The following is a 19109-nucleotide window of genomic DNA, read 5'->3' as shown; positions in this document are numbered from 1 at the left end:
CGGGTCACCGAGGAGATGACAGGTGACGCCATGGGTGTGGATGAGCAGCGCCCAGACAGCGCGGACACCCGGATCACTCGGTCGGCGCGGACACGGCTTCGGCTGATGGGTTCCGCGGGTGGCCAGCTGAGTGGCACCGGGCCGGTGAGGCTCGCCCTCGGGCAGGCGGTCGCCGAACTCGGCGCCCTGGGCGGCATGATCCATATACGTGATCCGCGCCAGGGAGGCATGCGCGTGGTCGCCGGTGTGGGGCTCCCGGATTACCTGATCGCGGGGTGGGAGACCCTCACGGACGAGGACAGCGCGGCCCCGGTGTCCTGCGTCCGCTACCGCACCCGGGTCTGGACGCCGCCACCGCCCGATGTGCCGCACCGGGTGCATCCCCCGCTGTCCGGCCGCTCTCCCTCCGGGGACTTTTCTCCCGGTGCCGGGTCGCTGCCGCCCGGCAGCGGTGTGGTGTCGGTGCCGGTGGTCACGGCCGGCGGGCGGTCGGTGGGCGCGCTGTCCGTGCTGGTGGAGGCGCCGGATGAGCTCGGCGAGGAGCAGTGTGAGTTCCTGCGGAGGGTCGCCGACTGGGTCGCCGAGTATCTGCGGCCCGCGCGGCCCGCCGCCGCGGACGTCGAGCACGAGCGACAGCCCCTCGGCGGTGACGCCGTCGGCAGTGCCGTATGGCGGATGAACGACGGCCTCCTCGCTCTCGACGGCCAGGCGCGGCTGACCTTCGCCAACCCCGCGGCCCTGAAGTTGCTGGGTGCTTCCGCCCAGGAGGTGCTGGGGACGGTGCTGTGGGACCACCCGGTGGTCCGGGACACCGGGATGGCCGCCTGCCACGGGCGGGCCGTGACCACTCACGCACCGGCCGGATTCGACACCCGGTGGCCCGGCAGAGCGGGCTGGTACCACGCACGTTTCGACCCGGCCCCCGACGGACTGGTCATCCACATCGCGGACATCACCGAACGCCGGAGGGAGGAGGCCGAGCAGTCCGCGGCCCAGCGCACCGCGGCCGAGCGGGTCATGCGCATGGGCGAGCTGACCTCGGCGCTCGCCGAGGCGCTGACCGTCCAGGACGTGGTGAAGGCGGTCGCCGACCGGATGCTTCCGCCGTTCGGCGCCACCGGCCTGATCTGCCAGCTGATCGAGAACGGGCAGTGGCGCATGGTCGGTGCGGCCGGGTACCCGGAGGAGTTCCTCGAGACCGTTCAGAGCATCTCGGTCATGGAGATGTCAGCCATCGTGGAGGCCCTCACCTCCCGCACCCCGATCTTCCTGTCCACGCCGCAGGAGTACGCCGAACACCACCCGGACGCGGTCGGCTATCTCCACCGCAGCGGGATGAAGGCGTGGGCGTTCCTCCCTCTGATCGCCTCGGACCAGCAGATCGGCTATTGCGTGGTGAGCTTCTCGCGGCCGCGCCACTTCTCCGAGGAGGACCGCTCCCTGCTCATCGCGCTGAGCGGGCTGGTCGCCCAGGCGCTGGAGCGGGCCCGGCTCTACGACGCCGAGCACACCCGCGCCCAGGAGCTCCAGCGCGGGCTGCTGCCCCGTACGCTGCCCGTCGTACCGGCCGTCACGGCCGAGGCGCGCTATCTGCCCGCCGCCGAGGGCGTACAGGTCGGCGGCGACTGGTACGACCTCATCCCGCTGTCCGGGGAGCGGGTCGCCCTCGTCATCGGCGATGTCATGGGCCACGGGCTGTCCGAGGCCGCCACGATGGGGCGGCTGCGCACGGCCGTGCACACCCTCGCCGACCTCGAGCTTCCGCCCGACGAACTCCTCGCCCACCTCAACGATCTGGTCGGCGACCTCGGCGATGACTTCTACGCCACCTGTCTGTACACGGTCTACGACCCCGCCACCAACCTCTGCTGTTTCGCCGCCGCCGGGCACCCGCCGCTCGCCATCGTCCGACCCGACGGGACGACCTACTTCCCCCCTGCCGACGCCGATCCACCGCTCGGCGCCGCCAGCCCGCCCTTCGAGATGCATGAGATCGAGGTGCCCGAGGGCAGCCATCTGGTGCTGTACACCGACGGCCTGGTCGAGTCGTCCGCCGTTGACATCGACCAGGGCATGGCCCGCCTCGCCCACGCCCTCACCAAGGCCGCCGCGCCTCCGGCGGATGTGTCCGCGGACGTGTGCGCTCGCACCACCCTCCATGGCCCCGGACGGCTGTGCGACGCCGTCATCGGCGCACTGGTGCCGGAGCAGACCGAGACCCACGACGACGCCGCGCTGCTGATCGCCCGAACGCGGTCGATGGCTCCGGACCGGGTGGTGTCCTGGACGCTCCCGGACGGCCCCATCGCCGCGGCCGAAGCCCGCCATCGCGCCACCGAACAGCTGTCCGCGTGGGATCTCGACGAGCTGTCGATGACCACCGAGCTCCTGGTCAGCGAGCTGGTCGGCAATGTCGTCCGGCACGCGAACGGCCCCCCGCGGCTGCGCCTGCTGTACGGCCGGACACTGATCTGCGAAGTGTCGGACGGCAGCCTCACCACGCCGCGGATCCGCCGCGCCGCCGAGACCGACGAGGGCGGGCGCGGGCTGCAGCTGGTCGCGGCGCTGTCCGATCGATGGGGCATGCGGTTCACCGCGGCGGGCAAGTGCATGTGGACGGAGCAGGCACTGCCCTCGCCCGCCCGCCCGCCCGTCACCGCCTGAGGGGGCGGGGCCCGCGGTGGCGGTCAGTCGTGGGGATCCGGGACCGCCCGGCCGCGCAGTGCCGGCTCCATGTCCGGGGAGCTGGCCAACAGCTCCTGGGTGTACGGGTGTCGGGGGCTCTCGTAGATGTCTGCGACGGTCCCTGTCTCGACGATGCGGCCCTGTCGCATGACCGCGATCCGGTCGGCGACGTGCTCGACGACGGCCAGGTCGTGAGCGATGAATACGTATGAGATGCCCAGCTCGCCGCGGAGAGCGGTGAAGAGGTTGACGATCTGGGCCTGGACCGAGACGTCCAGCGCGGACACGGGCTCGTCGCAGATGAGGATGGAGGGGTGCAGTGCCAGGGCGCGGGCGATGCCTATGCGTTGACGCTGACCGCCGGAGAACTCATGGGGGCGGCGACCGCCGTGGTCGGGGCTCAGGCCGACGAGTTCGAGGAGCTCGGCGACGCGGGCGCGGTGACCGGCGCGAGGTGCCACCTCGCGGTGGATGAGCAGGGGCTCGCGCACGATGTCGTACACGGTCATCCGGGGGTCCAGGCTGGTGTAAGGGTCCTGGAAGACCAGTTGTATGTTGCGGCGCATCTCGCGCAGCCGACGTCCCCGCAGGAGGTCCAAGCGGCGGCCGAGCACAGTGATCTCGCCCGAGGTGGGACGGTCCACCGCGGTCAGCAGCCGGGCCAGCGACGACTTGCCGCTGCCCGACTCGCCGACGAGCCCCAGCGTCTCGCCGTGGCGCAGCGTCAGGTTCACCCCGTCCACCGACGTGATCCGGTGCCCGCCACGCCGGGCGAGTGGCTTTCTGCCGGCTGGATGGTGTTTGACGAGATCGCGCACGTCGAGGACGGGGGTCGCGTGTGGTTCAGCGGTCATGAGCCGGTCACCTCCTGCCAGCGGTGGCATGAACTGGTGTGCTGCGCCCCGACGTCGTGGACGGGTGGGGGAGTCGCGCACTGAGCGCGGGCCAGCGGGCAGCGTGGACGGAAGCGACATCCGTCCGCCAGGCGCGCCGGGTCGGGCGGTGCGCCGGGCAGGGTGGTCAGGGGGAGTCCCTTGCGGCCGCGGCGCGGGACGGCGTCGAGGAGCGCGCGGGTGTAGGGGTGTGCCGGGCGTCGGTACAACTCGTATCCGGGGGCGGACTCCACGACCTGGCCCGCGTACATCACAGCCACGTGGTCGGCGCTCTGCGCGACGACGGCCAGATCGTGGCTGACGAGGACGAGGGCGAGACGGTGCTCATCCTGGAGCTCCCGCAGCAGAGCGAGGATCTGGGCCTGGACGGTCACGTCGAGCGCGGTGGTGGGCTCGTCGGCGATGAGTACCCGCGGGGTGAGCGCGAGCGCCATCGCGATCACGACGCGCTGGCGCATGCCGCCGGAGAACTGGTGCGGATAGTGGCCCGCGCGGCGGGCCGCGTCGGGGATGCGGACCCGGTCGAGCAGGTCCACCGCGTGCCGGGCCGCGGCGCGGCGGCCGGCCCGGCCGTGTACCTGGAACACCTCGGCGATCTGCCGGCCCACGGGAATCACGGGGTTGAGTGCGACGAGCGCGTCCTGGAAGACCATCGCCACGTGTCTCCCGCGCACCGTCCGCAGCCGTCGTTCGTCGAGCGTGAGCAGATCCACGCCGTGCACCCGGATGCTGCCGGAGCGGACCGCCGCCCCGGCGGGAAGGATGCCCAGGGCCGTCCGGGCCGTGATGCTCTTGCCGCTACCGGATTCGCCGACCACGGCCAGGGTCTGCCCGGCGGTCACTCGGAAGGAAGCGCCGTCGACGACGGTGCTGGTCCGTCGGCTGCGAGTGGCGCGGAACTCGACACGCAGATCGTCCACCGCGAGGGCCGGGGCGTCGGCGTCGTAGGCGGGCAGCGCGGTGAGGGGGTCGGGGGAGGGCGGGGAGGGGCGTAGAGACAGAGTCATCGCAACCTCGGGTCGAAGGCGTCGCGCAGGCAGTCGCCCAGCAGGACGAAGCCGAGCACGGCGAGGGAGAGGAACAACGAAGGGAACAGGAGCAGGCCCAGATGGTCCGTGAAGTACTGCTGGGCGGTGTTGAGTTGGACGCCCCAGGACACCGCTGGCGCCCGCAGCCCCACGCCCAGGAATGTCAGGGACGCCTCCGCGGTGATCACGCCGCCGATGCTCATGCTGGTGAGGACGGCGACCGGGGCGATGGCGTTGGGGATGACATGCCGCACCAGGATGCGCAGGTGTCCGGCGCCCAGCTCGCGTGCCGCGACGACGTAGTCGAGATCGCGGACGGTGAGCACGGACGAGCGCATGATGCGGGTGAGTACGGGCCACGAGAACAGGGCGAGCACCAGCGAGACGCTGGTGACACTGTGCACGCTGAATGTCTCCAGGACCACGATCATGCCGATCAGCACGGGGAATCCGAAGAACACGTCCATGAGACGGCTGATCAGCAGATCGACCAGACCGCCGAAGTAGCCGGCCAGGCAGCCGAGAACGACCGCGGTCACCAGGGTCACGGCGGTGGTGAGCAGGCCGATGCCGAGCGAATCACGTGTTCCGTGGATGACGTTGCTGTAGAGATCACAGCCCTGGATGTCATAGCCGAACGGATGGCCGGCGGTGGGCCCGTGACCGCTGTGGTCGAGATCGCAGGAGTGCGGATCGCCGTGCCCGAACCATCCGGCGAAGAACCCCGGCCCGGCCGCGACCGCGCACAGCAGCACCACGACGAAGGCGGAGAAGACGAACCGCGGGCGGCGCAGCAGGGAGCGCCACGGGCCGGTGGCCGGGACGGGTTCGAGGGCAGGGGACGCGGGGGCCGCCTCGGGGGCGGACAGCAGGCTAGTCAAGGCGGATCCTGGGGTCGATGACGACGTAGAGCACGTCGACGACGAGATTGATGAACAGGAAGGTGAGCACGAGCAGCGTGCTGATGCCGACCACGACGGGCCCGTTGTGCTGCTGGACGCCCTGGAACGTCTGGTAGCCGAGACCGGGCAGATTGAAGATTCCCTCGATGAGGATCGTGCCGGACAGCAGCGTGCCCAGTGTCAGCCCCAGCATGGACACGATGGGAATCAGCGACGGGCGCAGTACATGCTGGGTCAGCACCCGCATCCGGCCCGCACCCTTGGCGACGGCGGTGTCGACGAACTCCGCGCCCAGGTTCTCCAGCACGGCGGCCCGGGTCAGGCGTGCCACTTCCGGCACGCCCAGCAGGGCCAGACACAGCGCCGGCAGGAGATAGCTGCGGGGCCAGCCCGCGTCGACGCCGGAGACGGGGAACCAGCCGAGGCGGTCGCCGAGCACGATCTGCGCCACGTACGCCGTGACGAAGTACGGCACCGCGAGGATCAGTGTGGAGCCGCCCAGGACCGCGAGGTCCGGGAAGCGGCCCGCACGCACCGCGGCGAGGACCCCGAGGCCGGCACCGGCCACCGCCTGGATGACCCACGTGGTCAGCGCGAGGCGCACGGTCACCGGCCAGCCCGCCGCGATCAGCGACGAGACCGGCACGTCGCCGAAGTCGATGCCGAAGTCACCGTGCAGCAGACCCGACAGATAGTGCCCGTACTGGGCCAGCAGGGACGAGTCCAGGTGGTAGTGGGAGCGCAGGGCGGCCGCGGCGGCCGGGCTGACGGCGCGGTCGGGCCCGGCCAGGGACTGGACGGGATCGCCGGGCAGAGCGTACACGGCGGCGTAGATGATGAACGTCGTCCCGAGGACGACCGGGATCATGGTGAGCAGTCTGCGAACGAGGAAGCGCGCCACATCCGTTCCTTCCTTCAGCTACAGGGGGAGACGAGCGGGTTCAGCGAACCGAGATACGGGCGAGCCGCACGTCGCCGAGGAAGTCGAGATGCACCCCCGCGAGAGCGGGCCCGTGTACGGCGCCGGTCACGGGGTGGTAGAGGGGTGCCAGCGGAAGGTCGTCGAGGGCGGTGCGTTCGGCGCGACGGGTGAGGGTGGTGATACGGGGCGTGGTGTGGGCGGCCGCCGCGCGATCGAGGAGCGAGGTGAACCTACTGCTCCGGTAGCCGGTGGTGTTGGTGCCCGAGCCCGTGGCGAACAGTTGCTGCGCCTGGGCGTAGAGCGCGGGGTAGGAGGCGCCCATGTAGAGCAGGAACGGGCCGTCGGCCTTGTGCGCGGACAGGTTCGGATAGAGCTGGTCGGTGGGCTGTGCCTTGAGGGTGATCGAGGTGATGCCGAGATTCGTGCGCAGCTGGTTGAGGACCGCTTCCAGGACCGTCTGCATGGCCGGGTCCGCCTGCGTCCACAGCGTGAGGCGGCCGTGCCAGCCGCCGGCCTCGGCCAGCAGCCTTCTGGCCCGGCCGGGGTCGTAGCGGCAGTCGGCGCAGGCCCGTTGTCCGCCCCCGGTCACCGTGCCCGGCGCGATACCGGCGGCGGGCGAGGCCAGGCCCTGGAGCAACGAGCGTGTGACGGCGCGGCGGTTGATCGCCAGGGAGAACGCCTGCCGCACCCGCCGGTCCCCGAATCGCTTGTCCCACAGCGGGAATCCGAGGTAGACGAGGCCGCCGGCGGTCGACAGCGCCACGTCGTCCGCGTCGGCGCGGCGCGCCTGCGCCAGCCGGTTGCCCGAGGCCAGGGCCACGTCGACCGCTCCGGACCGGAAACTGGTGAACGCGGTGGCGTCGTCCTGGTAGGACTTCACCGTGATGCGGGCCGCGCTGCCTTCGGGGCCCGCGTAGCCGTCGTACCGCCGCAAGGTGAGCTGCTGCACGCCGGGCTTGATGCCGGGCGCGGCGACCTCGTAGGGGCCGTTGCCGATCGGCAGCCGGTCGAAGCCGGCCAGGTCCTTGAACGCGGTCCTCGGCATCGGTGCGAACACCGTACTGGCGAGGGTGTAGGGGAAGACGGACAGCGGCCGGGACAGCGTCACCTTCAGGGTGTGGGCATCGACGGCGCGTACCCCGGACAAGGTCGTGCGCTTCGGCTTTCCCTTGAGAGGGTTGAGGTCGGTGTACCCCTGGATGTCGGAGAACAGATACCCGTAGGGCATCGCGTTGGGGCCGTAGGCGGCGGCGTTCCAGGCGTCGGCGAACGACCGGGCGGTGACCGGCTCGCCGTTGTGGAACGTCCAGCCGTGGCGCAGCTCGATGGTCCAGTGCCGGAGGTCGGGGGAGCGTACGGATCGAGCCACCGCGCCGACGGCCCGCCCCCGGGCGTCGACCCGGGTGAGCGGCGTCCAGATCGCGTCGGCGACGGAACTCTTGCCGGCCCGGCCGGGCGTGAGGTGCGCTACGTACCACGAAGGGACACCGACGCTGAAGGAGCCGCCGTCCGGACCCGGCGCCGCCCGGCCGACGCCGTCCGTGCCGCAGCCGGTGAGCGCCGCGAGCACGGACAGGGCGGCACCGGCCGCCGCGGCCCGCACCCCCTTGCGGCGTCTGAGCACAGGGAACACGGCTACCTCCGAGGCTGTCGGGTTGCGGGTCCCGAGAGTCCCGCACCGCGAAGGGCCCGACATCGTCGGGTGGCGCAAAAACGCCCCGGAGTGTTTGTCGGCCTCCACACGGCGTCGACCCCGAGGACGCATACGCCCTCACGCCACAGATCAAGTCATGAAATATGCTGATGATCGAGCGGGGCGATGCCCATGTGATCTTGAGGCGAGAGCGCGTGCTGTGGCTACGATGACGCAATGCCGAGCTACCCCGAACGATCGTTTCCGGCCACCGGACCGTTGGCTCTCCAGGACTCCGATCGCATCACCCTGCGCCGCCTGCGCGAGACGCTCGGCCCGCTCGTCCTGGACAGCGTGTGCATCCCGCGCGGTGACGAGGTGCTGGTCGGGCAGCCCGTCGTCCAGGGGCTCTACGAACCGGTGCCGCCGCAACCGGACGGGTTGCTCCTGCTGGCCGGCGGCGCCGTGGACGATGGAACCCTGGAGGCCATCAGACAAGCGGGTCAGGCGGGCTACTGCGCCGTCGTCCTCAAGGCCCGCGGGGCCGACCTGGCGGCAGCCGCAGCTGTGGCGCAGGAGGCGGGCGTCGCGCTGTGCACCATCCCCGACGACATGCCGTGGCGGCACTTCGACGCGCTCGCCACCGCCGCCACCGGAGCGGTCGAGCCGTCCGCCGATTCCTACGCGTCCGTCGGCATGGGCGACCTGTTCGCCCTGGCCAATGTGATCGCCTACCAGGTCGGCGGGGCCATCACCATCGAGGATCCGCACGGCCACGTCCTCGCCCACTCCAGCCTGCCGCACCAGGAGATCGACGACATCCGGCGCAAGGCGATCCTCGGCCGGCTCACTCCGCACCGCCCCGGCAACAGCGACGAGTACCAGCGTGTGATCCGCGCCGACGGCCCCGTATGGTTCGACATACCGGAGCCCGACCACACCGACCGGCTCGCGATAGCCGTCCGCGCGGGATCTCAACTCCTCGGCCTCCTGTGGGCGTTGGACGGCGCCCCGGCGCTGGGCGAGGGCGCGGCGGCCGCGATCGTGGAGGCCGCCAAGGTCACCGCGCTGCACCTGCTGCGCGCCCGTACCCACCGCGACCCTGACCGTTGGCGGCGCGCGGAGGTGCTCGCCGCGCTCCTCGACGGCGGCGTGGGCGGGCACACGGCCGCCGCCCAGCTCGGCCTCGCCACCGACGCCCGCACTGTCGTCGTCGCATTCGCGCAGGCGACACCGGAGGACACCCCCGGCCTCGCCGGAGCCCGCACCGTCGACCTGGTCAATCTGTACTGCGAGGCCTGGCACCCCCAGGCGCTGTGCGTCGCCGCGGGCGGCACCGTGTACGCGCTGCTGCCGGTGCGCGCGGACGCGGGAGTGCTCGAACGCGCGGTGAAGTTCGCCGAGAACGTCTGCGACACGGTCCGGCGCAGTACGGGACTCACCCTGCACGGCGGTGTCAGTATGACCGGCGACGTCCTCGACCATGTCCCCGCCTGCCGTCGCACGGCCGACCGGGTGCTGCGCGCCCTGGCCGCCGACCCCGACTCCCCGCGGGTCGCCGCCCTGGAGGAGGTGCGCAGCCGCGTCACGCTCCTCGAACTCCTCGAACGAGGCTCCCCGGCAACGGACTTGGCGCCGGGACCGGTGCAGCGCATCATCGCGCACGACGCCCGTACCGCGTCCACGTACACCGAGTCGCTGCTCGCCTATCTCGACGCGTTCGGCGAGGCCGTGCCCGCGGCGGCCCGGCTTTCCGTGCACGAGAACACGCTGCGGTACCGCGTCCGCCGGATCCAGAAACTGTTCGGCCTGGACCTCGACGACCCGGACACCCGACTCGCCACCTGGCTGCAACTGCGCCTGCACGACCTCAGCACCAGAACATAGCGGGCCGCGAGCGAGGTGTGTGCGCGCCGACAAACTCCTGGGTCGCAAATGCTCGCCGCGCACGAAGTACGAGCAGGGGCCGCGACCTACCGTCGGCACGACAGCGTCAGCCGACCCGTGGGGACTCCATGCTCGAACAAGAACTCTTCGCCCTGACCGACCCGGAGCAGCTGAAACAGCTGATCGCCGGGCACGGATGGGCGACCCTGATCACGGCGGACGGGGCCGCGCCCGTCGTGTCCCACCTGCCCGTACTGGTCGACGAGCCGGAGACGGGATCCGGCATCGCGGTGGTCGGGCATCTGGCCCGCGCCGACGCCGAGACGCACCGGCTCGGCGAACACGACGCGGTGCTTGTCGTGCAGGGCCCGCACGGCTATGTCTCGCCCAGCATCTACGGCACCGGCCCGTACGTTCCGACCTGGAACTTCGTCGTCGCCCACCTGCACGGACACCCCACGGTTCTCGGCGCCGACGCCACATTCGACGTACTGCGGCGCACGGTCGACCACTTCGAAGGGACCAGGCCGAGACCGTGGAGTCTGGACACGGTGGCCGATTACGCACAGTCCATCGCCCCGCACACGACCGGATTCCGGCTCGAGCCCACCCGTGTCGTCGGCAAGCACAAGCTCAGCCAGGACAAGCCTCGCGAGACGGTGGAGCGGGTGGTGGCGGCCCTCGCCGGTGACGACCCGCACCGCAACCCCGAACTGGCCGATGCCATGCGGAAGGTGATGGTCGCCCGTGTCTGAGGCACTGAGCGGCACCGTCACACGCCGCCGGACGCTGCTGCTGCGCGATGTGCGACTCGGCGCGCGGGGCCCGCGCGGCAGTGTCACGATCACCGGCGGCCGCATCACGGCCGTCACCCCCGATGTGCCGCCCGACGGCGCCGACAGCGTTCTCGACGCCCACGGTCGCACCCTGTTGCCAGGGTTGTCCGACGCCCATGTCCACAGTGTGCAATGGGCCAGCGCGCGGCGCCGCGTGGACCTGTCCGCGGCGACGTCGGCGCGGGCGGCGGCGCAGGAGATGGCCCGTGCCGCGGGCGGCGCGGCCGGGCGGCCGGACGAACCACTCATCGGATTCGGCTTCCGCGACGGCCTGTGGAGCGATGAGCCGCACCGCGATCTGCTGGCCTGGGCGGGGGAGCGGGCCGTCGCTCTGGTCAGCAATGACCTGCACACCGCCTGGCTGAGCCGGGCCGCGCTCGCCCGCCTGGGCCGGGCCGGGCACGCCACGGGGGTGCTGCGGGAGCACGACGCTCTGGACGCCGTGGCCCGCCTCGGGCAGGTTGGCGAGGAAGTGATCGACGCGTGGGTGGCGGACTCGCTGCGGGCCGCCGCCGCCCGCGGCGTCACCCATCTCCTCGACTTCGAATACGCCGACAACCTCGGGGACTGGGCGCGGCGCCCGGGCCACGGGCGGCTCCCGGTACGGGTCACGGGCGCCGTCTACCCCGAGTACCTGGAGCGGACGATCGCCGCCGGTCTGCGCACCGGCGATCCGCTGCCCGGCACCGACGGCCTCGTGACCGTCGGCCCGGTCAAAGTGTTCGTCGACGGCTCCCTCAACACCAGGACGGCGCTGTGCCACGAGCCGTACCCGGGTGCCGGCCCCGACGGCCACTCCCGCGGAATTCTGCAGACCCCTCCCGCCGACCTCGAGAAACTGATGGCGCGAGCCGCCGCGCACGGACTGCACAGCGCGGTGCACGCGATCGGGGACCGCGCCAACACCATCGCACTGGACGCCTTCGAACGGGTGGGCGCGCGCGGCAGCATCGAGCACGCCCAACTCGTCGACCGGGCCGACCTGCCCCGCTTCGCTCGCCCCGGCCTCGTCCTAGGGGTTCAGCCCGCCCACGCCCCGGACGACCGGGACATCGCCGACCGTCACTGGCGTGGCCGCACCGATCGGGCCTACGCCTACGCCGATCTCCTCGCGGCCGGGGCGACCTTGCGCATCGGTTCGGACGCGCCCGTAGCTCCCCTGGACCCATGGCGGGGGATCGCGGCCGCTGTGCACCGCGGTGCGGAGAGCGGCCGTGAACCCTGGCATCCGGAGCAGGCGATCGGACTGGACGCGGCGTTGACCGCGGCCGCCGCGGGGCGGGACGCGGTCCGGATCGGCGACCGGGCCGACCTCGTCCTCACCGAGGAGGACCCCGGAGACCTCGCACCGCACGAACTGGCCGCCATGCCGGTCTTCGGCACGCTGCTCGGCGGGCGCTGGACGTATCGCGCCGACTGAGCCGCGCTTGGAGCGGGAGAGCGCGAAGAAGAGGGGTGACGGCAGTGATCCGTCACCCCTCTTTCGCGAGAGCCGTGGTCAGGCGCCCAGACGGACGTCGACCGTGGCCGCCCCGGCCCTCGGATGCCGGGCGTGGACCGTCACGGTCGTCCCGGCGGGAGCGGACACGACCCATTCCGCCGCCGCGAGATCGGGCGTTCCGGGGTCGTGCCCCCACCATGTGGTCGTCGACAACGCCCCGCTGCGGCCCTCCAGCTGGCCCAGCCGGACAGTCGCCTCACCAGTCAGCAGACGCGCCTCCGGGGGGAGCTCCAGGGATGCCGTCGCCGTACCCGCCACCCCGCGGCGCAGCGCCTGCCGCGTCACGTACGTGGGAAGCCAGCCGCTGTTGCGAACGACCGCACGGATCCGGTGCACGCCGGGTGCTTCCTCGGTCGCCGACACCGTGCGCACGTCCAGGCGCGGCGAGCACAGGGCCTGGAAGACGATCCAGTCGGTGTGCGGGGCGACCTCCGCCTCCACCCGGTGCAGCGGCGGGTTGTACCAGTAGTTGATCATGTCCCAGCCGCCCAGTTCGACCGGGCCCAACTGCGGGTGCTCGAAGGGGTACCAGTCGACGAAGCCCCGCCCCTCCAGCTCCTTGTCGCTCCACTCGATCAGCCGCAGGTCGTCCTCGACGGGATGGTCCAGGAGCCAGCGCGAGGGGTGGTAGGACTCGATGCCCGCGGCGCGCTGCGGGCTCCAGAATTCCGTGATCCACGCGAAGATGCCCAACTGGTCGTAGTACCAGCCGAGTTGGCCGCCGCGGAACGGGACGTCGGGATCGTACTTGAGGTCCTGGAACGACATGACGTCGTAGCCGGTCAGCTCGGCGGCCTTCGCGCCGACGGTGTCGTACACCCGCCGGTCCGCGTACGGCAGTTGCTCGCCGCTGTTGAGCGGTGGGCGCAGGTGCAGTCCGCCGAAGGTGTGGCAGGTGACGAAGCCGGTGATGTTCGGACGCCCGGTCACGGCCTCCAGAACCGCCCGGGTCTCCGGTTCGGACCCCGCGTAGGGACCCGCGTTGTCCGGGATCCGGTCCGCGGCGGCCCAGTCCGTCGGCAGGTTCTGTCCCAGGTCGATGCCTTCCACCGGGTCGGCCACCGGCACGACATCGCCGCGGTAGTCCTCGATCTCGCCCTCGAGGAAGAGCCGGAAGTAGGTGCCGCCGACCTCGTCCGGCTCGCGCCGCACCAGCAGCCGCGGCTCCGCCGGATGCGCCTTCCACGGCCCGTCCTGATCGGGCAGGCGCATGAACAGCACCCGCCCGTCCCCGTCGACGTCCCGCAACCGCAATCCCGGCTGCTCCCCACGAGGTGGGTGGGCCCGCATGCTGGAGCGTATGTAGCGGCCCTCGGACATCACGTGCTCGGCACCGTCGGGATTCAGGCGCGGCACCACGTACAGCGCCCGGGTGTCGAGCAGCCGGGTCACCCGCTCGTCGGTTCCGTACGCGGCGAGCAATCGGTGCACGAGATGCAGGGCCGCGAATCCGCCGGCCCATTCAGCGGCGTGGATCCCGGCCTCCACGAAGAATGCCGGCTTGTCGCGGGCGGGGCCCGTCGCCGTATTCGTCAGTGTCGCCAGCCAGATGTCCCGGCCCTCCAGGGAAGGACCGAGGCTCTCCAGGAGCATCAGGTGCGGTCGGTCATTCGCCCACGATCTGAGCAGCTCGGTGAGGGCGTCGTGGGTGGGAAAGCTGTCGTATGTCAGTGGCCGGATCATGATGGGAGTCCTCGCAGTCGCACGGCGATTTCGTGTTCCGGAAAGGGACACCAGTGTTTGTGTCGCGTGCGCCGAACGCTTTGTCGAGGAGCCCAACCTTCGGGTCCCGACTTTTCGGTCACCACCAATCCCGCCATGGCCCGGCAACTCTACGGTCTTTGCCGAGAGAACGGAAGCGGCAAGAAAAGTAAACCTTACCTAATTGAGCTCTCCCGGTATGGGGAATGGGCACTTGCTCAACGAGATTGGACAATCCATGGCAATGACCGCCGGCACCTCCGCGGCCGAACTGCACCACGCCCACCGGGACGTGAACGGTGGCTGGCTGCGGCCGGCGGCCTTCGGCGTGATGGACGGACTCGTCTCCAACTTCGCCCTCGTCGCGGGTGTGGTGGGCGGCGGCGCGACGGGCTCGTCCGTGGTCCTGACCGGACTCGCGGGCCTGGTCGCCGGGGCCTGCTCGATGGCGACCGGCGAGTACACCTCCGTCTCCTCGCAGAACGAGCTCACCCAGTCCGAGATCTCCAAGGAGCGCCGCGAACTGGAGCGGCACCCCGAGGACGAGCTGCGCGAACTCGCGATGATCTACGAAGCGAAGGGCGTACGGCCCACCCTCGCGGCCGAAGTGGCGCGGGAGCTGAGCGCGGACCCGGAAGTGGCCTGGCGCGTGCACGTCCGCGAAGAGCTCGGCGTCGACCCCGACGACCTGCCCTCCCCATGGACGGCGGCCGGATCGTCTTTCCTGGCCTTCGCCATCGGCGCGCTCATCCCGCTCCTGCCCTTCCTCTTCGGCGCGACCGCGATCCTGCCCGCCCTGCTGGCGAGCGCCGCGGGCCTGCTGCTCGCCGGCGGCCTCATCGCCCGCCTCACAGCCCGACCCGCCTGGTTCGGCGGCGGCCGCCAGCTCATTCTCGGCAGCCTGTCCGCGGCGGTGACCTTCGGCGTCGGCCTGATCGTCGGCACGGGCGTTGCGTAGCGCCATGGCCGACGAGCAGCCCTTGCGCATCGCCGTACTGGTCAAACAGGTTCCGCCGTACGACAGCTCACCGGCCCTCGACAGCCGGCGGCGCATCGACCGGACGAGTCTGCCCGCCGAGATGAACGCCTGGTGCCGGCGCGCGGTGACCCGCGCCATCGAACTGGGCCGCGCCGGCGGCGGCCGTGTCACGGCCGTCACGCTCGGACCACCGCGCGCCGTGGACGTCCTGCGAGAGGCCATCGCCTGCGGTGCCGACGACGGGCTGCATGTGAGCGATCCCGCCCTGGCAGGCGCCGACTGCCTCGTCACCGCGCACGCGCTCGCCGCGGCGGTACGCACCCAGGGCGCGGCCGACCTCGTCGTCGCCGGACGCAGCAGCACTGACGGATCCACCAGCGCGATCGGCCCCATGACCGCCGAACTGCTCGGCCTGCCGTTCATCGGCCCCGTCCTCGACGTCGGCCTGCGCATGGCGGGTGGCACGCGTCGACTCGTCGCCGTCCTGCAACGCGAGGATGCCGTCGAGGAGGTCGAGGCCGAGCTGCCGGCCGTCATCTCCGTCGCCGAGCGCTCATGTGCCGCCGCGAAGGCAGCGCCCGAAAACTGGCCGCCTCCCGCCGCCGTCACGACCCTGTCCCTGGCCGAGCTGCCCGGGGCGCGGGCGGCCGCCGCCAGCCCGACCACCGTCCTCGCAGTGCACACGATCCGGCAGGGCCGACGGCCCGAGCTCCTCACCGGTGACCCGGACGACGCCGGGCATGTCCTGGAGCTGATCGACCAGCGCGCCGCCCGGCTCGATGTCGCTCCCGCTTCAGCACTTCCGCCGGGCCCGCCCCGGCTCAGCGGGCCCCTCATCCTCGCGGTCATCGGTGCGCCGCGGTCCGTCGGAGCCCGCGCCCTGCTCGGGGCCGCGGCCGGAATCGCGGTGCGGATGGACGGCCATGTCGTCGTCGCCGGCCCGCATGCCGACCTCGCCCACCTTTCGGCGGCCGGGGCGGACGACGCCCTCGTCTTCACCGACAGCGGACCTCGTTCGCTGGCCCGCGCGCTCGCGGACTGGGCCGCGTCCCGGCCGGAACCACCGTGGGCGGTACTGTCCGGCTCCACCGCCTGGGATCGTGAAGTCCTGGCTCGCCTGGCAGTGCGCCTCGACGGCGGGTTGATGAGCGACCTGACCTCCCTGCGCACACAGGAGACGGCCGAGTCGACGCTTTTGATCGGCACCAAACCCACGGGCTCCGCCCTCGCCGACATCACCGCCGTCGGACACACCCGGATCGCCACGGTGCACACCGGCTGCCTGCCGCTGCCCGCCCCCCGCGCCGCCCGCGGCATCACACACCGCACCTTGGACGTCGCGGACGAACCGGCCGTGCGCGTGCTGCACCGCGTCCCACGCGGCGACCACGACGCCGTCGAACGGGCCCACGTGGTGATCGGCGTCGGCGCGGGCGTCCCCAAGGAGGGCTATGCCGAACTCGACGAACTGCGCGACCTGTTGGATGCGGAGTTCGCCGCGACCCGCAAGGTCACGGACGCCGGAATGCAGGCGCACGACCGGCAGGTCGGCATCACCGGACGCTCCATAGCTCCGCGTCTCTACCTCGCCATCGGTATCTCAGGAAGCCGCGATCACCTGATCGGGGTGGCGCGCGCCCACACCGTCGTCGCGATCAACCACGATCCCGACGCGCCGGTCTTCGATCAGTGCGACATCGGCCTGATCGCCGACTGGAGGGACGCCGTCCGCGCCCTGACCCGCGCCATCGCCGAGAGGCGGCGCTGATGCTACTGCCCGTCAACGCGACCCTCGCCGTCGTCATGGCGGCACTCCTCGCCGCCGCTGTCGCCATCGCCGCACGGGCGGACTTCGGCGATGCCCGCGGCACCCGGCGCTATGCGAAGGAGATCGCCATTGCCGGGGCACGCGCCGCGCTGCAACTCGCTGTGGTCTCCCTGGTCGTCGGTGCGGTCGTGCATGTCCTGCCGCTGACGCTCGGCTTCGTCGTCCTGATGCTCTCCGTTGCCGCGTGGACCGCGGGCCACCGCATCACCCGCCATCCCAGCTGGCGTTGGGCGGCGGCGCCGATCGCGTGTGGTGTGCTTCCTGTCCTCGCCCCGCTCCTTCTCACCGGATTGCTGCCGTCGAAAGGCATCGCGCTGATTCCGGTGGCCGGCATCCTCACCGGCGGAGCGCTCACCGCGACGATCCTCGCCGGACGCCGCGCCCTTGAGGAACTCACCGCCCGCCGAGGAGAGGTGGAGGCAGCCCTCGCCCTGGGCTTCCTGGACCGCGACGCCCGCCTGGAGATCGCCCGCCCAGCGGCCTCCGACGCGCTGATTCCCGGCCTCGACCAGACCCGCACCGTCGGTCTTGTCACTCTCCCCGGTGCCTATGTCGGCATGCTGCTCAGCGGATCCTCACCTGTCGAGGCGGGCGCGGTCCAACTGTTCGTCCTCGTCGCACTGCTGGCCGTGCAGTCCATCGCGGTCTGGGCCACTTTGGAGCTGGTCGCGCGGGGACGGATCACTGCGATGGCCCCGGTGTGAGTTCTCGGGACAGCCGGTCCGCGGTGCAGACGGCCCAGCCGCCGACTGGTGCTTCCTGGGTGGCCGGCAAACTCACATGACCGCTGTCGGCAGGTGGTGCGAGACTCGGCCCCATGAAGCCCAATGATCCCAAAGACGACCTGCACCGCTATCTCAAAGCAGCACGCGAAGCCATCATCTGGAAGCTGGATGGACTGTCCGAGTACGACATCCGCCGCCCCCTGACGCCGACCGGCACCAACCTCCTCGGCCTCGTCAAGCACCTCGCCAGCGTCGAGCTCGGGTACTTCGGCCCGACTTTCGGCCGCCCGCACAACGAATCCCTCCCCTGGCACGAGGAGGGCGCCGAGCCCAACTCGGACATGTGGGCGACCGCCTACGAGTCGCGCGAGGATGTTCTCGGCCTCTACCACCGCGCCTGGACGCACGCGGATGCGACGATCGGGGCGCTACCGCTCGACGCGATGGGCCACGTCGCATGGTGGGGCGACAGCGGAGACGTGACGCTTCAGCGGATCATGCTGCACATGACGGCCGAGACGAACCGGCACGCCGGCCACGCCGACATCGTCCGCGAACTGATCGACGGCAAGGTCGGCATGCGGGAGGGCAACAACAACATGGATGGCGGCGACGAGGCGTGGTACCGGGATTACTGGAACCGACTGGAGGCGTCTGCCAAGGAGGCTCAGGCCAAGCAGAGCTGAGGTCGTGCGCGGGGCTTTGGCAGCTCAACGGTGCCGTCACCCGCTGGGACCCGGCCGCCCGGCGCGTACGCGCACTGCGCTGGAACGCGCCGAAGCTGATCGCGGCGGCCAACACGAGGTGCCGGGCGCGAACGTGCGCACCCCGCAGTCCTGCCGCCCGCACCCGGCGACGCCGGCTCCGCGCCGGCGGCCGCCGAGGACGGCAGCGTTCGCACACTGCGGCGGGTGACGACGATCATGCTGGCGGGCTATCGCTTCCGCGTCCGGTGCTTGATCATGTCAACGTCAACGGCGCGGGTCACTCGGCCTTGGCATAGCCCTTGAGCCATGCGCTGGTGCTGATGCTCCCGTTGTCGCAGTAGGCCTTGACCCGGACGTACCAACCCGGGCATTTGGCGTGCGCGCGGCCTGCGCCGACGGGTCCCGCATGGTCCTTCCACACGCTGCACCGCGCCTGTGCGGCGGGCTGTCGCAGGGTCGCGGCCGGTGCACCGGAACTGTGGGCGCGGGCCGGTTGGGCGGTCTGCGCGGTGGCCGGCGCGGCGGTCGTCCCGCCGAGGGCCAAGGCGATGCCCAGCGCTGGGAGTGCGAGCTTGCGAGTCATGTTCATCGAGTCGATCCTCCCGATTCCCGCGGATCGTCTGAGAGTGCGGTACAGCACGGCGCTGGGTCCTGGAGCCAGGGGAGTGCGACATCCCGCGTGTCCCGCTGCGCCACGACCGGGCCGTCTCACCGACCGCCTGCGCACCGCGCACCGCACCGTCCATGCCTCGTACGGCACGGCCGCGCACCCGCCGACGGGATAACGATGCGCCGCACCATCGGTGCGCATCGAATGCACTCAGTGCGGTGCGCCGCGGCCTCGGCCTGGCTCGTTCGGCGGCTGGCGGTGCGCAGGGCCGA

15 protein-coding genes are annotated in these 19109 nt (G+C 71.5%); 8 read left to right on the top strand and 7 right to left on the bottom strand.

What is annotated here, in order from left to right:
• Positions 1-15: 15 nt before the first annotated feature.
• Positions 16-2664, top strand: coding sequence for an ATP-binding SpoIIE family protein phosphatase (locus tag LIV37_RS01355; RefSeq protein ID WP_243146428.1), 2649 nt, complete (start codon positions 16-18; stop codon positions 2662-2664).
• Positions 2665-2687: 23 nt separating this feature from the next.
• On the opposite strand, the gene LIV37_RS01350 is transcribed toward LIV37_RS01355, so the two are convergent.
• Genes LIV37_RS01350 through LIV37_RS01330 form a run of 5 tightly spaced genes read right to left on the bottom strand, consistent with a single transcriptional unit; the run spans position 2688 to position 8063 of the window.
• Positions 2688-3539 (bottom strand): ATP-binding cassette domain-containing protein, encoded by an 852-nt coding sequence (locus tag LIV37_RS01350; RefSeq protein ID WP_020865316.1) that lies wholly within the window; start codon positions 3537-3539, stop codon positions 2688-2690.
• Positions 3536-4585: an ABC transporter ATP-binding protein gene (locus tag LIV37_RS01345; protein WP_020865315.1), complete on the bottom strand. Its 1050-nt coding sequence runs from the start codon at positions 4583-4585 to the stop codon at positions 3536-3538. The genes LIV37_RS01350 and LIV37_RS01345 overlap by 4 nt, the downstream gene beginning before the upstream one ends.
• Positions 4582-5487, bottom strand: a complete 906-nt coding sequence (locus LIV37_RS01340; RefSeq protein WP_020865314.1) for an ABC transporter permease — start codon at positions 5485-5487, stop codon at positions 4582-4584. The genes LIV37_RS01345 and LIV37_RS01340 overlap by 4 nt, the downstream gene beginning before the upstream one ends.
• Positions 5480-6409, bottom strand: coding sequence for an ABC transporter permease (locus tag LIV37_RS01335; protein ID WP_020865313.1), 930 nt, complete (start codon positions 6407-6409; stop codon positions 5480-5482). The genes LIV37_RS01340 and LIV37_RS01335 overlap by 8 nt, the downstream gene beginning before the upstream one ends.
• A 40-nt stretch (positions 6410-6449) precedes the next feature.
• Positions 6450-8063 carry a peptide ABC transporter substrate-binding protein gene (locus LIV37_RS01330; protein WP_020865312.1) on the bottom strand — a complete coding sequence of 538 codons (1614 nt, stop codon included), beginning with the start codon at positions 8061-8063 and terminating at the stop codon, positions 6450-6452.
• A gap of 237 nt (positions 8064-8300) precedes the next feature.
• Between LIV37_RS01330 and LIV37_RS01325 the strand changes: the two genes are divergently transcribed.
• The 3 genes from LIV37_RS01325 (at position 8301) to LIV37_RS01315 (ending at position 12206) form a co-directional block, all read left to right on the top strand.
• On the top strand, positions 8301-9950 hold the full coding sequence (locus LIV37_RS01325) for a PucR family transcriptional regulator (RefSeq protein WP_020865311.1): 1650 nt from the start codon (positions 8301-8303) through the stop codon (positions 9948-9950).
• Positions 9951-10078: 128 nt separating this feature from the next.
• On the top strand, positions 10079-10705 hold the full coding sequence (locus LIV37_RS01320) for an FMN-binding negative transcriptional regulator (RefSeq protein ID WP_020865310.1): 627 nt from the start codon (positions 10079-10081) through the stop codon (positions 10703-10705).
• Positions 10698-12206, top strand: a complete 1509-nt coding sequence (locus LIV37_RS01315; RefSeq protein ID WP_020865309.1) for an amidohydrolase — start codon at positions 10698-10700, stop codon at positions 12204-12206. The genes LIV37_RS01320 and LIV37_RS01315 overlap by 8 nt, the downstream gene beginning before the upstream one ends.
• A 78-nt stretch (positions 12207-12284) precedes the next feature.
• Here LIV37_RS01315 and LIV37_RS01310 read toward each other — a convergent pair whose 3' ends face one another.
• The gene (locus tag LIV37_RS01310) at positions 12285-13970 is read right to left on the bottom strand and encodes a M14 family metallopeptidase (RefSeq protein ID WP_020865308.1); all 1686 of its coding nucleotides are present in this window, start codon (positions 13968-13970) and stop codon (positions 12285-12287) included.
• A gap of 262 nt (positions 13971-14232) precedes the next feature.
• On the opposite strand from LIV37_RS01310, the gene LIV37_RS01305 reads away from it, so the two are divergent.
• The 4 genes from LIV37_RS01305 (at position 14233) to LIV37_RS01290 (ending at position 18206) form a co-directional block, all read left to right on the top strand.
• Positions 14233-14946 (top strand): VIT1/CCC1 transporter family protein, encoded by a 714-nt coding sequence (locus LIV37_RS01305; protein ID WP_020865307.1) that lies wholly within the window; start codon positions 14233-14235, stop codon positions 14944-14946.
• Positions 14947-14950: 4 nt separating this feature from the next.
• Entirely contained in the window at positions 14951-16735 is a 1785-nt protein-coding gene (locus LIV37_RS01300; protein ID WP_020865306.1) for an FAD-binding protein, read from the top strand.
• Complete coding sequence (locus tag LIV37_RS01295; protein ID WP_020865305.1) at positions 16735-17499, top strand: ABC transporter permease; 765 nt, start codon at positions 16735-16737, stop codon at positions 17497-17499. Before LIV37_RS01300 ends, LIV37_RS01295 begins: the two co-directional genes overlap by 1 nt.
• A 113-nt stretch (positions 17500-17612) precedes the next feature.
• Positions 17613-18206, top strand: a complete 594-nt coding sequence (locus tag LIV37_RS01290) for a DinB family protein (RefSeq protein WP_020865304.1) — start codon at positions 17613-17615, stop codon at positions 18204-18206.
• A 298-nt stretch (positions 18207-18504) separates the two neighbouring features.
• Here the strand turns inward: LIV37_RS01290 and LIV37_RS01285 are convergent, their stop codons facing one another.
• Positions 18505-18816: a hypothetical protein gene (locus LIV37_RS01285; protein WP_020865303.1), complete on the bottom strand. Its 312-nt coding sequence runs from the start codon at positions 18814-18816 to the stop codon at positions 18505-18507.
• Positions 18817-19109: the final 293 nt, after the last annotated feature.

Source organism: Streptomyces rapamycinicus NRRL 5491, assembly GCF_024298965.1.
Lineage (GTDB): Bacteria > Actinomycetota > Actinomycetes > Streptomycetales > Streptomycetaceae > Streptomyces > Streptomyces rapamycinicus.
Note: the sequence above shows the minus strand (reverse complement) of the source record. Positions and strands in the feature narration are given on the sequence as shown.